Here is a 12660-nt window from a genome sequence, read left to right as displayed (position 1 = left end):
TGATAAAACGGAAATACATAAATATAGCAGCGCTGCACGATCGCCTTTGAGGTTCGCTCTATTTTGACTATAATGGGTATTACATGAATTTTACAAATAAGAGGGGTAAGCATGAACGAAAAAAATAAAGGAGCCGCCGTCGGATTCTATACCGTGTCCGCGCTGCTCGTGTTGAAGCTGCTTCTGCTGCGGCTGCTGTTCTTCGACCGGATCGCCTGGGAGTGGGTGCTGGCGGATGCCGCGCCGGTACTGCTGATGATGGGAATTCTGGCTGTTGCCGTGCCTTCCAGGGCGAAGAACGCCGTATTCTGGATATTCAATGGCTTGCTGTCGCTGCTGCTGTTCGCCGCAAGCGTCTATTTCAATCATTTCGGCTCGGTCCCGACTTATCTGGCTCTATATGAGCTGAATCAGGTGTTCCAGATCAGGGACAGCGTGGAGTCGACGATTCAGCCTGCCGATTATTTGTTCTTTGCGGACTTTGCTGGATATGCGATATACCGCTTGTTCCGCCGTTGGAAGCCGGCTCCGAGGGACATGCGCTCGGCATCCTCGCCTCCGAAGCATCGGGGCGCCTTTCTGGCCGTGCTGTTCGTCTCCATCATCGGGGGCGCTTCGCTGTCCGCCTATTCGATTCATGCCGCTTCGGGGATTACGAACGAGCTGGTGCAGGCGGAAAACGCGGGCTTCCTGAACTACGAGGTCGTAGCCGCAATTCGGGAGCGCCGGAACAATGAATTGCACGGCATTGGCAACATCAGGGATACAATCGCGAAGGCGGAGGCGCTGGAGTCCTCCTATCACTATGGAGGAACGCCTTCCGGCACGCCGTCCGCGAAATTTTTCGGTTCCATGAAAGGCAAGAATGTCATCGTCGTGCAGATGGAAGCTTTTCAGAACTTCCCGCTGCATCAGTCGCTGAACGGGCAGGAGCTGACGCCGAATCTGAACAAGCTGGCAGACGAAGGGTTTTATTTTCCTCGCATCTTTCAGCAGATTGGTCCGGGCAACACCTCGGATGCCGAATTTATGAGCAATACGTCGATCTATCCGATCGGCTCGCTGGCCATGTCCACGGGTTTCGGGGACCGGACGCTGCCAAGCCTGCCGCGCGTACTGGAGAAGAAAGGGTATGAATCCTATACGTTTCACGTGAACAAAGTGGGCTTCTGGAACCGCAAGGAGCTGTACGCGGCGCTCGGATTCAGCGGTTATTATGACAAGCCTTACTATAAAAACGACCATTTTAACGCCTTTGGCGCTTCGGATGAGCAGTTGTACCTTACGGGCGTGCAGAAGCTGGCTGAGCTGAAGAGGAAGGGGACGCCTTTTTACGCCCAGTTCGTGACGGCCTCCAGCCATCACCCTTTTCAAATTCCCGATTCGTTCAAAAAAATTAGTGTACCGGACAATCTCCAAGGCACCATGCTCAGCGATTATCTGACTGCGATTAACTATACAGACTATGCTATCGGTACCTTGATTGACGAGCTGAAGCAAAGCGGGCTGTGGGACAGCACGGTGCTGGTCTTTTACGGGGACCATTTCGGCCTTCAGCCGCAGGACGTTCCGCCGGAGCAGGTGGAGGGCGCGCTGGGTATCAAATACGACAACCGGATCAGCAGGTTCAATATTCCGCTTATTATTCACATGCCCGGCTCGGAGCGGGGGAAGACCATTGAACGGACGGGCGGACAGTTGGACATCATGCCGACCCTGGCCAATCTGCTGGGGATATCGCTGAAAAACGAAGGGGTCACGCCGTTTGGACACGATCTGCTGAACATACAGCATAATGTGGCGGGAATGAGATACTATCTGCCTTCGGGGTCTTTTTTCAACGACGATATTCTGTTCGTTCCGGGCAAAAGCTTTCAGGACGGCGAGGCCGTCTCGCTGAAGACGCTGCAAAGGATCGCCGATTTTGCCAAGTATGAGCGGGATTACAAGTATATTTTGCAATGGATGAGCCTGTCGGACGAATATGTGAAGCTGCTGCCGAGACGTTAGCGGTCACGGTACGTCGGCAGAACGATGAAGAAGCTGGGAGAGAAAAAAGACAATGAGAAGATGGTTTAAACCGCATGTACTCGGGGCGGCGGCGGGCCTTGGCCTGCTGCTCGGCCTGCTGTTCCTCGGGCCGTTCATCGGAGTGGCCGACAACGGCGACTTTCTGCGCATGATGAACACGATCGGCCTGAATTATTACAACGCAACGGAGGCTTTTCAGGACCGCTTTTTCAGCTACAGCCATTCCCGGTTTGCGTATGATCATCTGTTCCGGGGGTTCTATCCATCTTCGCAGATTTTTATCGTGCTGGTGCCAAGACTGCTGGGCGGTGTGCTGCACGGAAGCTGGTTTGACATCCGGATGCTGGCTGCGGTGTACGGGTTTTTGCTGCTCGCGGCGACCTGGCTTCTGGTTAAATATAACGCCCGCGGCTCCTATGTAACGGGACTGCTGCTGGCGGGAGCGCTGCTGTTCGTCTTTTACGATATCGGCTATCTCGCGTACTTCAATTCGCTGTTCGGCGAGCCGGTCTCGCTCGTATTTATGCTGCTGGCCTTTGCCCTCGGGCTGAGGCTTCTTTCCAGGGAGACGCCTTCGGTCAAGGATTTGTGGCTCTTTTTTGCCGCTATCTTCTTCCTCACCTGCTCCAAAATCCAGAACGCGCCCATCGGCGTCGCCTTCGCCCTGATCTTCCTGCGGCTGGCGTCGCTTCAAGGGACTGCGGGCTTCCGCAAAGCGGCGATCCGTTTCTCGGCTGCCATCTTTCTTATTTCCGTCATTATGTACGCCGCCGCGCCCAAGGATTTGAAGCATATCAATCTGTATCAGACGGTATTTTACGGTATTCTGAACGGTTCGCCGGATGTTAAAGGGGACCTTAAGGAGCTGGGGCTGCCTGAAAGATTGGAGGTGCTGGCGGGCACGAACTATTTCGAGAGCGGCACAGCGATCAAACAGGATGACCCGTCGCTCGTTCCCGATTTTTACAGCCGGATCTCCCACAAGGATGTGCTGCTGTTCTATCTGAAGCATCCCGCGCGTCTGCTGAACAACATGAGTTACGCCGCAGAGAATAGTATGGCGATTCGCCCCTCGTACCTCGGGAATTTCGAGAAAGCGGACAATAAGCCGCCGGGCGCTCTCGCCTATACCTACAGTGCATGGAGCCAGTTTAAAAATAATGTGCTGCCGCATAATCTTGTCTTTCTGGCCATCTTCTACGCCGTTTACTATGCCGGGGCGCTGTATGAATATCTGCGCAGCGCGGACCGGCGTCGCCGCGTGGCTTGCGAGCTGATGATACTGCCCGGGCTCATCGGGATATTCGCCTTCCTGGTTCCGATCCTCGGCGACGGACGCGCGGACATCGGCAAGCATCTGTTTCTGTTTAATGTCTGCTTCGATATGATGGCCGTCACGATGGTTGTCTGGGCGGCAAGCAAGCTGACTGGATGGATTACTGGCCGTGTAAATTAGTATTGATGCGTTCAGCTCTTAAAGCCGTGACGGCTAAATCCCATCACGGCTTTTTCAACGACATTTCATATGCACCATGCAAAAGCATCGAATCAATAATAGTATTTGGATACTCGCTCATACAGCTCTACCAGCTTTGGAAATACGCCCATCTCTTTGACCGCGGTGATATCTTCGTTGACCGCTTTCTCTTCTTCATACCAGGATGCCGGACGGGCAAGGGGCAGCGCGACTGAGTTATTGGACCGGAGGCTTGAGATCATAAGGTCCAGCGTCTGGTTCAGGTAATGATGCAAGGACTTGAACCGGTTCTTGTATATCGCCCGGATATTGTTGTAATCCGACAAATAATCGTTGAGGCCAGGCAGGGTCGCAAAGTCAGGCACCATGGTGAGAACGAATAATTTGATCTCCATCTCCTGAGGATACTTTTCACAAATTTTAATGAAATTCCAGCGGGCATCGATATGGTTATTTGAAGAAACCGGATGCTCTTGGTGGTAGTTAACCAGAGAGTCATCATGGATAAATATCGCTCCCTTTCGGGCGGCACGGTAACCGAGCTCCCAGTCCTCCCAGCCGAATCCCTCGAAATTTTCCTCGAATCCGCCAAGCTCATCATAGAAACGTTTGGTCATTGAGACATTATTCGTGATCAGATTCACCCAAGCGTAGTGAAACAGTTTAAATCTGCTGCCATAGGTTTGCAGGATGTTCTCGAAGAATCCGTTCTGGTTGCTCCACCGTTTAAGATGCTCGGGATCAAACATCATTTCGAAGGGGAGCAGTTGTACCGGCGTCTCGTCTCCCTGCATCAGCCTCTCAACGATTGGCTCAGCGATCGGGTGACCGGAATACAATGAGCTTATTGCCGCCTTCTGTCCGTCAGAGTAGCCGGGACCGGTCATCGTATACAGGAGTCTTGAACGCATGGCCCCGGATACAACCTTGTTTTCTCCGCTTTGATGGTAGCCCACATGGTTCATGATAAAATCCGGTCCGCATATCATCTCGGCATCCACAAAGAGCAGGGTATGCCCTACGGCAATGCTTGTGCCGATGTTCCGGATCCTGGATCTTCCTCTGCTCTTCAGCTGCTGCACATAAATGAATGTGTAATCCGGATACACCGAATAGTAAACGACAGGCGTAGGATCGGTAGAGCCGTCATCCAGAAAGATAACCTCCAGCTGCTGAAGCGGGAATTGCTGCCGCTCCAGACTCAGCAGGGAAAAATAGTTCAAAGGGCAGCGGTTATAGGAGGGCATAACCACGCTCGCTGCATAAGTTCTTTTGATCCCCCCGATAACCGCAATACTTCTGCTTGGATCACGGTAGAAATAGAGGCCGTCCTCTTCTCCCTCCAGCTTAGAATACATGTAAGCCCGAATCTCTTCCACGCTCCGGACCGCCGACCATAGGCGAAATTCGCGGACCTGACCTTTGAAAGTGCCATACATATGTCCTCCGAGGCAGAGAGAGGGGAAAATCCGTTCAACATTGGTAGACAGACGTTCTCCCTTTACCCCGATTCCGTTAATATACAGCCGCAGCCTCTTGTTGTCACAGACGATGGCGACATGCTGCCATTCCGAGAAATCATGCGCGAAGACGAGCCTTGCGGGAAGATGATTGACGCAATGCTCGAACACTGAAATTCCGTTCGTACCCACCGAGATTCCGCAGCCCGCAGCGCCTACCGGGTGGAAATCCGGCCCCACCAAAAATTTTCTTCCGCTTAGCCCGTCCGTCCCTGTATTCCGTTCTTCGTCCAGAATTTGTTCCTCTTCCGCCTTTACCCAAAATTCATAAGTAAAGTTATTGCTGATCTCACAGGTTCGCTGAAACTTAATCCAGCTGTTGCCGTCAAACTGCAAGGTGCTTCCTTCATACATGAATAATCCCTCCTATTATCCCCCGTACTCGGAAATGGCTAATTGATACAGTGCAAGATAGCCTTCAACCATTTGGGATACCGAAAATTGTTCTTCGACATGGTATCTTAATTGATCGGGGCGATAAGGGGCTTGATAATAATATAGTTTTTCTGCCATTTCTTTGACGGAGTCACACATCATTTCGGGGAACGGCCCCAGTATTTCGGGAACGGCACCCTTCGCCAGAGCAAGTACAGGAGTTCCGCAGGCCATCGCTTCAACCAGTACAAGCCCGAACGGTTCCGCCCACTGGATGGGAAAAAGAAGACATTTGGCGTTCTTTAACAAATCCTGGCGGATTCTCCCGCCGACCGGGCCGACAAACTGGAGCAGGGAATTTCGTTTCAACCGTGGAGAAATCTCACTGTAAAACAGCTCTTCATCGTGGAGCGGTCCCGCGATAATCAGCCGCTGTCCGGTCATTTCCGCAAGGTTCATCGCTTCGAGTATGCCTTTTTCCCGGACCACTCTGCCCATAAAGAGAAGATAATCTTCTTTTTCATAGCTGAACTCAAATTCTTCAGGAACAATGCCGTTGTGAACATCAAATCCGTATCCGCCACCTATCGTTTCTCTGGCGCTTTTGCTTACATATATTGGAAAATGAACCGAGTTGAAGACCGGCAGATGAATGGTATGCACCAACGGAGCATTCACCCCAACACGGCTGATCGCAGAATCAAAGGTATGGTCATGGATGATGTCAATGTTTGGCGGAAGATTTTCCATGACATAAGATCCGATGGAATCATCTCCCCAAAATGGATAGGGAATGACTGTTCCCGGTATATGACTTTCAGATGGAGCAAAGAGAATAACCTCATGCCCCTTGTCGGCTAACCCTTTGGAAAGCTCATAGATGACGCGTTCGGTTCCGCCATCCCTATGGGGAGGGACTGTTTCATGATTTGGCGCGACTTGCAGAATTCTCATGGAGAACCCTCCTGTACTTTAGCGTTGTGTATGGACTAAGACATCATATGATTTCCATTTCGCCGCTGCATACGGAGTCTGCCTATAACCTTAAGCATCCTTCTGCCCAACCTGGGTCAAAATATGCGGATTGCCCGGTGCAATTGTCCATGACTATAGTCCTTCCGCAGGAATCTATTGTAAGAGGAGGAGAAGTGGCTGGTAAACTCTAGAATCTGACGAGAATCCTGAAGGGGGATGTTCCGGGTGAAAGCAGTAATTCTGGCAGGCGGCTACGGTACGCGTATCAGCGAAGAATCGCATCTGAAGCCGAAGCCGATGATCGAAATTGGAGAGAAGCCGATTTTGTGGCACATCATGAAATTGTATTCCCACTATGGATTTAACGACTTTGTCATATGTCTGGGCTATAAAGGCAATGTAATCAAAGATTATTTCTCCAATTATTATCTCTATAACTCCGACGTCACGTTCGATTACACGAATCACAATGAAATGTTAATCCATCAGCGGAAGGCGGAGCCCTGGAAGGTCACTCTGGTGGATACGGGACTTGAAACGCTGACAGGAGGGCGATTGAAAAGGATTGCCGAGTTCATAGGCGAGGAGACGTTTATGATGACTTACGGCGACGGACTTTCCTCGATTGATCTGAGCGATCTGCTGGCATATCACCGCAGCCACGGCAAAATGGCTACAGTAACCGTAACCCAGCCTCCGGGACGGTTCGGATCGATGAAGCTTAGTGAGCAGCAGCAGGTCGAGGCCTTTCAGGAGAAGCCCAAAGGGGATAACTCTTGGATTAACGCCGGCTTTTTCGTGTTGGAACCGCAAGTGTTTCAATATATTGAAGGAGATCAGACGGTCTTTGAGCAGGAGCCGCTCGAAAGACTTTCCGGAGAAGGCCACTTGATGGGGTATAAATTCGAAGGCTTTTGGCATCCGATGGATACTTTGCGGGACAAGAATTATTTGGATCAATTATGGAAATCGGGGAATGCTCCGTGGAAAAAATAAACTTTTGGAAAGGCAAAAAGGTGTTCCTTACCGGACATACCGGGTTTAAAGGTTCGTGGCTGTCCATTTGGCTGCACCGGCTTGGAGCGGAGGTTACCGGCTATTCCGAGGCGCCTCCGACCAAGCCCAGCCTGTACGAGTGCTCTAATGCCGGCCGGCTTCTGACCTCAATCACGGGGGATATCCGGGATGCCGACCGCCTGCAGAAGGCGATGCAGGATGCCGATCCGGATATTGTATTTCATCTCGCCGCGCAGCCGCTTGTCAGGGAATCCTATCTGCGGCCGGTGGATACGTATGCGGTTAATGTGCTGGGAACCGTGCACGTACTCGAAGCGGTGCGCCAGAACAATTCCCAAGGAGGCCGGATTAAGGCGGTCGTTAACGTTACGACGGACAAATGCTACAGCAACAAGGAATGGTTCTGGGGATACCGGGAAAATGACAGGCTTGGCGGCTTTGATCCTTATTCCAACAGCAAAGCCTGCTCCGAGCTCGTCACCGCTTCGTACCGGGATTCCTTCTTTAACCCCCGCCGGTTTGAGAAGCACGGTGTGGCCATCGCATCGGCAAGAGCCGGCAATGTGATCGGTGGAGGAGACTGGGCCAGCGAACGGCTGATCCCCGACAGCTTCCGGGCCTTCGGCGATCAAGCTCCCCTGGTCATTCGAAGTCCGCGTTCGGTACGCCCCTGGCAGCATGTACTGGAGCCGCTTGGCGGTTACCTGCTGCTGGCTCAGCGGCTGTACGAAGAAGGAGTGCGGGTTGCGGAAGGCTGGAACTTCGGGCCGGAGGAGCAGGATGCGCAGAGCGTTGAATCGGTAGTCAGCCGTTTTTGCCGTTTATGGGGAGAGGGAGCTGCCTATGAAGTGGTGCCAGATGATAAGCTGCATGAAGCCGCTGCATTGAAGCTTGACTGCTCTAAGGCAAAGGCCCGGCTGGGCTGGAGTCCCAGATGGAATCTGGATACAGCCCTGGCTCAGACCGCCGCCTGGTATAAAGCTTACTTGAATGGGGAAGACATGCTTGAGTTTTGCCGCGCACAGATTGGAGAATTTGAGCAGGCTGGCGGCTGATTTAGGAGAGGTTTGGCTAAGGGGGGGGTGTCCCGTATGCCATAGAAATGGCGGATGGGATGCCTTTTTTTTGAAATATAAGACTATATTTTTACGAGAAACGTACCTAAAAGCGATACTCGTATCGCTACTTCGGAAGCTTAAGCTCTTGAAAAGACGACGTCAGGCGTTTTTCTTATAATATCAGAAAGTATAAACTTCAAAGACCAGACTTCCTGATATTGCAAGAAAAACAACCGCTAAAGAGGGATTCGGCAACATCTTCGAGAGGCTCCGATAGGAGTTTTTCTTATGTTGGGATTTGGTAGGCGGACGGGGCCGCACTAGGGAGCGGGATACTGGAGAATACCTGAAATTGTGCATCTTTTGATCATATGAGAATAGCCGTTCAATAACGTACCTGCCAAAATACACTTTTTTCCCCGCCCAGTCATAAATTCAGTCTGCACAGCCTTAAATTCATGTACAATCGCTGGTACTGCCTGAGAATCGACGTTTTTGACCGAAAAAGGCTGCACTTTAGCTGTTTTGTTCATAAAGCTGATCTAAAACCACAACCCACCTGTCCTCGAACCTTGATGCTGAAGCGATTGCCCTGGTTTCCAACCTGATTCTATAGAGGAATAAACTTAACAGGTGAAAAAAACAGAAGCCAGCCAAGTCTTTCAATAACCGAAAGGCTTGCTGGCTTCTTAATTTGCAAGGGACTGCCGCGCCCTCTAGCGCTCATTGAGCTGAGCGCTCCAGGCTGCGGAAGATGAGGCGGATCTCCTTGCGGAAATCCTCGGCCCCAAGGTATTCTTTGAATCCGTACCGGTCCTCCAATTTCCGAAGGGCTATTTCGAACTGGTTCTCCTGCCGCGGCTCCTCCCCTTGTACGAGCAGCTGAACCGAATCGGGATACATTTCATCATGAATCTGCTTTACACATTTTGCAGCTTCCAGAATAGTCAAATGAAACGGGGAGCCGATATTCAGCGTGTCATAGGAAGAAGGGAAGTTCGCCAGTACGGCGCTTGTCGCCTTGGCTACACTCTCTACATTGACAAAGTTTCTTCTTTGTCTCCCCGAAGAGCGGATGGTAATGGTCTTGTTAAAGAACGCTTCCCTGCAAAAGCAGGCCGGAACCAGACTCCAGCGGTTGATCGTCGGAGAGGAAAAGTGGCCGTACACATTCGTCGGCCGGATGCTGACTGCACGCAGCAGTCCCTTTCTTGCGTACATTTCCGTATACAGTTCAGCCACCGCATGATTGGCGGCATAATCGTTCTCAGGCAGAACGGCCGACTCTTCCGTAATCATCCCTTGCAGCTCCGATCCGAGCACCTGTATGGTCGAAAAGAAAATCATTTGAGGTATTCCGTTGTTCACCGCAAAATCGAGCACATTTTTGGTCCCGATCAAAGAGAGCTTTAGGCCTTCCCGGCCATCCCTGGAAACGATATCGTTGGCGGCTGCCAAATGAATCACGGCATCTCCGCCGAGGCGAAGTCCGGCGAAGCCGTCCGTTAGCACATCCGCAGCAATATCCTCATAGGCTTTCCCGGAATTGCCGGTCTGCTCCGGAAGGCTGCGGAAGATCCGCACCACCTCATGGCCTTCCCGGCGAAGCTGGTCACACAAAGAGCTTCCGATAAAGCCTCCCGCTCCGGTTACGATATACCTCATACCGAATCAAGCCTTTTATTTTGCGAAAGGAACATATCCAGCGTCGGCAGATTTTTGTCTTTATCCGAGAGAATCGGAGTGTCCGTCGGCCATTTCACAGCGAGGAGCGGATCATTCCAGCGGATACCGCTATCTTCTTCGGGAGAGAATTTCGAGTCTACTTTGTACTGTACGGCGCAGTGATCGCACAGTGTGCAGAAACCGTGGGCGAAGCCGCGGGGGATATAGATCATCGCCCGGTTGTCTTCGGACAGTTCGATGCTGTCCCATTCTCCGAAGGTCGGGGACTCTTTACGCAAATCTACAAATACATCAAGCACGGCGCCGGCAGCCACCCTAACAAGTTTGGCTTCCGTACTGGGGGAATATTGGAAATGCAGTCCCCGGATCGTCCCTTTGTGGATTGTCACCGACTGATTCTCCTGAATCCAGCGGCGATTGATGCCGTAAGAGGCGAAAATGGATTCGTCGTAGATTCTCATAAACTGTCCCCGGTGATCGCTTAGAGGGGATAGCCGGATTTCAAACACGCCTTCCAGACTCCTTGGAATAATCTTCATCCTTGATCTCCTCCAGTTTTCAGGGTGATCGGTCCTTTGGCGGAGGAGCCGTTGATGCTCGCCTCATCACCAAGAATGCCGGCAATGACCGTCTCTCCGGTGCCCCTGACTGTGACATCCCGCAGCAGAATGCTGTGCTCAATACGGCATTGCTCCAGATGGGCTCCGGACATAACCGATACATAGGGGCCGATGGTGCAGTTCCTCAATACGCTGCCGGAACCGATGGCCACCGGAGCGTGAACTGTGCAATCGACCAGAGTGGACTGTGCAGAAATGCAGTTGTTCGCTCCGTACTGCTCATCCATCATCCAGTGGTTGGCCGCAAGCCACCGGTCTGCGGTGCCTACGTCGGAGCAGTGCAGGGAGGTTATCGCATAGGCAACCTTTTCTCCGCTGTTGATCAACCGCTCTATGGCGTCCGTTATCTCCAGTTCTCCCCGGTCAGAAGGAGTTATGGCCCGAATATAATCAAAAATTCCGGCTTTAAAAGCGTAGCTGCCGACAACCGCAAGATTGCTTTTGGGGAATCGCGGCTTCTCTTCGAGTCCGATAATCCGGTTTTCCTTGATTTCCGCAACACCGTACTGCTGCGGGTTCTCCACCTGTGTAAGCAGAATGCACGCCGCCGAGTCCTCCAGCTGGTCAATCAGCGTCTTAAGCGGTTCTTTGATCAGATTGTCGCCTAGAAGGAGGATGAAATCATCCTGCCCAATATAATTCTCGGCTGCAGCCACTGCATCCGCAATGCCCCGGGGCTCTTGCTGGTACAGATAAGTCAAGGATACTCCGAACCGTTCTCCATTGCCCGCGGCGGCGCAAATCATTTCTTCCTGGGACGGATGGATGACGATACCGATGTCATGGATGCCTTCATTAGCCAGCTTTTCGATCGCATAGAACAGAATCGGTTTATTGGCGACTGGAAGAAGCGTTTTCGGCCTGGTGAGTGTAAACGGTCTTAGGCGGGTACCTTTTCCGGCACAGACGATCAGTCCTTTCATATTCCTCCGTCTCCCTCGCGGGAGCCAAAGGGGTCGCGTCCAGATTCAAAAGCTTCGATATTACTGCCGTATGCTTTCCTTTCTTGGACAGTCACTGGGGTGCCGTCCAGATAGTAGTCATAACTCCAGGGAATCTTGGAGAGCTCCTCTTTGCCCATAACATCCATCTCCTCCAAATAGAGCTGCAGCAGCCGGTATAACGGGTTTCCACGGTCGGGAATCCACTCGCTCATACAATATTGCAGCATCCCGTGCAACCCGGAATAGTGATAGCATACGAAAGGAACATTGTTATCCAGCCAATACCGTCCATTCTCCTCCCGGACAATCTTTCGGCACCGCTCATGCAGATTCCAGGCGGCGACATTATATCCCGGATGCTTCCACACCGTGACGTTAAATAATGCTGGGGCCAGGTCCACCCACTTCTGGTCCACAAAAAAAGGAGCGTGGTAATAGCAGTAGCTGTACAGCCGCTGTCCCCACCATTCCAGAAAACGCATCGCTTCCTCCGATCTTCGCAGAGCAAGAAAACCAGTATTGAATACGCCATGCTGCAGATAGCCGAGAGGATCGTCGTTTGGCTCTATCCGGTGGGGAGTTAACAGGATTTCATGGTGCTCCAAAGCGGCCAGCAGATCATCGTAAGGCGCATAGGCGATGATATCGGTATCCATGAATACGACATTCATCTCCTCCGGGTACCGGTCGAACAATAGACGGAGAAACGCCGGTTTGATGGAGGTTACTCCTTCAAGCAGACTGTATTTAAAGATACTTCCTTCAAACCTGGGAATTCCCAGATCCTTGGCAAGAATAACATCGTCAATCCACGGTACGTCAAGTGCCGCCGGATGAATCTCCCGTTCCATCAGGCAGATAACAACCCGGGCATAAGGCATATGATATTTGGCGGCTCTTGCCATCACTTTTGCCTCATGCAGATTATCGGCACAGGTCACTGAACAAATAATCATG

The 12660-nt window shown here is 51.8% G+C and carries 10 protein-coding genes; 4 read left to right on the top strand and 6 right to left on the bottom strand.

Annotated features, from left to right (window positions below):
• Positions 1-111: 111 nt before the first annotated feature.
• Both PSAB_RS18985 and wsfD read left to right on the top strand, forming a co-directional pair.
• Positions 112-2010 (top strand): LTA synthase family protein, encoded by a 1899-nt coding sequence (locus PSAB_RS18985; RefSeq protein WP_025336168.1) that lies wholly within the window; start codon positions 112-114, stop codon positions 2008-2010.
• A 52-nt stretch (positions 2011-2062) separates the two neighbouring features.
• The gene (gene wsfD / locus PSAB_RS18980) at positions 2063-3487 is read left to right on the top strand and encodes a glycan biosynthesis hexose transferase WsfD (protein WP_025336167.1); all 1425 of its coding nucleotides are present in this window, start codon (positions 2063-2065) and stop codon (positions 3485-3487) included.
• A 92-nt stretch (positions 3488-3579) separates the two neighbouring features.
• Here the strand turns inward: wsfD and PSAB_RS18975 are convergent, their stop codons facing one another.
• Both PSAB_RS18975 and PSAB_RS18970 read right to left on the bottom strand, forming a co-directional pair.
• Positions 3580-5382: a glycosyltransferase gene (locus tag PSAB_RS18975; RefSeq protein WP_025336166.1), complete on the bottom strand. Its 1803-nt coding sequence runs from the start codon at positions 5380-5382 to the stop codon at positions 3580-3582.
• Between the two features lie 15 nt (positions 5383-5397).
• Positions 5398-6357 carry a glycosyltransferase gene (locus PSAB_RS18970; protein WP_025336165.1) on the bottom strand — a complete coding sequence of 320 codons (960 nt, stop codon included), beginning with the start codon at positions 6355-6357 and terminating at the stop codon, positions 5398-5400.
• Between the two features lie 246 nt (positions 6358-6603).
• Between PSAB_RS18970 and rfbF the strand changes: the two genes are divergently transcribed.
• Together rfbF and rfbG are read left to right on the top strand one after the other, a co-directional pair.
• On the top strand, positions 6604-7374 hold the full coding sequence (gene rfbF, locus PSAB_RS18965) for a glucose-1-phosphate cytidylyltransferase (protein WP_025336164.1): 771 nt from the start codon (positions 6604-6606) through the stop codon (positions 7372-7374).
• Entirely contained in the window at positions 7341-8450 is a 1110-nt protein-coding gene (rfbG, locus tag PSAB_RS18960; protein ID WP_051529793.1) for a CDP-glucose 4,6-dehydratase, read from the top strand. The genes rfbF and rfbG overlap by 34 nt, the downstream gene beginning before the upstream one ends.
• A gap of 726 nt (positions 8451-9176) precedes the next feature.
• Here rfbG and PSAB_RS18955 read toward each other — a convergent pair.
• From PSAB_RS18955 to PSAB_RS18940, 4 genes are read right to left on the bottom strand one after another with little or no spacing between them, the layout of a single operon-like run.
• Positions 9177-10118 carry an NAD-dependent epimerase/dehydratase family protein gene (locus PSAB_RS18955; protein ID WP_025336162.1) on the bottom strand — a complete coding sequence of 314 codons (942 nt, stop codon included), beginning with the start codon at positions 10116-10118 and terminating at the stop codon, positions 9177-9179.
• The gene (rfbC, locus tag PSAB_RS18950; protein WP_025336161.1) at positions 10115-10678 is read right to left on the bottom strand and encodes a dTDP-4-dehydrorhamnose 3,5-epimerase; all 564 of its coding nucleotides are present in this window, start codon (positions 10676-10678) and stop codon (positions 10115-10117) included. Before rfbC ends, PSAB_RS18955 begins: the two co-directional genes overlap by 4 nt.
• Complete coding sequence (locus PSAB_RS18945; protein ID WP_025336160.1) at positions 10675-11682, bottom strand: glucose-1-phosphate thymidylyltransferase; 1008 nt, start codon at positions 11680-11682, stop codon at positions 10675-10677. The genes rfbC and PSAB_RS18945 overlap by 4 nt, the downstream gene beginning before the upstream one ends.
• The gene (locus PSAB_RS18940; RefSeq protein ID WP_025336159.1) at positions 11679-12659 is read right to left on the bottom strand and encodes a hypothetical protein; all 981 of its coding nucleotides are present in this window, start codon (positions 12657-12659) and stop codon (positions 11679-11681) included. The genes PSAB_RS18945 and PSAB_RS18940 overlap by 4 nt, the downstream gene beginning before the upstream one ends.
• Position 12660: the final 1 nt, after the last annotated feature.

Origin of the sequence: Paenibacillus sabinae T27, from assembly GCF_000612505.1 — a bacterium.
Lineage (GTDB): Bacteria > Bacillota > Bacilli > Paenibacillales > Paenibacillaceae > Paenibacillus_AQ > Paenibacillus_AQ sabinae.
The sequence above is the reverse complement of the archived record's forward strand: the minus strand, read 5'-3'. Positions and strand labels throughout refer to the sequence as shown.

Bases quoted from the DNA above. Each gene is read 5' to 3' on its own strand.
- PSAB_RS18985 (WP_025336168.1), top strand. From the start codon at position 112: ATGAACGAAAAAAATAAAGGAGCCGCCGTCGGATTCTATACCGTGTCC.
- wsfD (WP_025336167.1), top strand. From the start codon at position 2,063: ATGAGAAGATGGTTTAAACCGCATGTACTCGGGGCGGCGGCGGGCCTT.
- PSAB_RS18975 (WP_025336166.1), bottom strand. From the start codon at position 5,382: ATGTATGAAGGAAGCACCTTGCAGTTTGACGGCAACAGCTGGATTAAG.
- PSAB_RS18970 (WP_025336165.1), bottom strand. From the start codon at position 6,357: ATGAGAATTCTGCAAGTCGCGCCAAATCATGAAACAGTCCCTCCCCAT.
- rfbG (WP_051529793.1), top strand. From the start codon at position 7,341: ATGGAAATCGGGGAATGCTCCGTGGAAAAAATAAACTTTTGGAAAGGC.
- PSAB_RS18955 (WP_025336162.1), bottom strand. From the start codon at position 10,118: ATGAGGTATATCGTAACCGGAGCGGGAGGCTTTATCGGAAGCTCTTTG.
- rfbC (WP_025336161.1), bottom strand. From the start codon at position 10,678: ATGAAGATTATTCCAAGGAGTCTGGAAGGCGTGTTTGAAATCCGGCTA.
- PSAB_RS18945 (WP_025336160.1), bottom strand. From the start codon at position 11,682: ATGAAAGGACTGATCGTCTGTGCCGGAAAAGGTACCCGCCTAAGACCG.
- PSAB_RS18940 (WP_025336159.1), bottom strand. From the start codon at position 12,659: ATGATTATTTGTTCAGTGACCTGTGCCGATAATCTGCATGAGGCAAAA.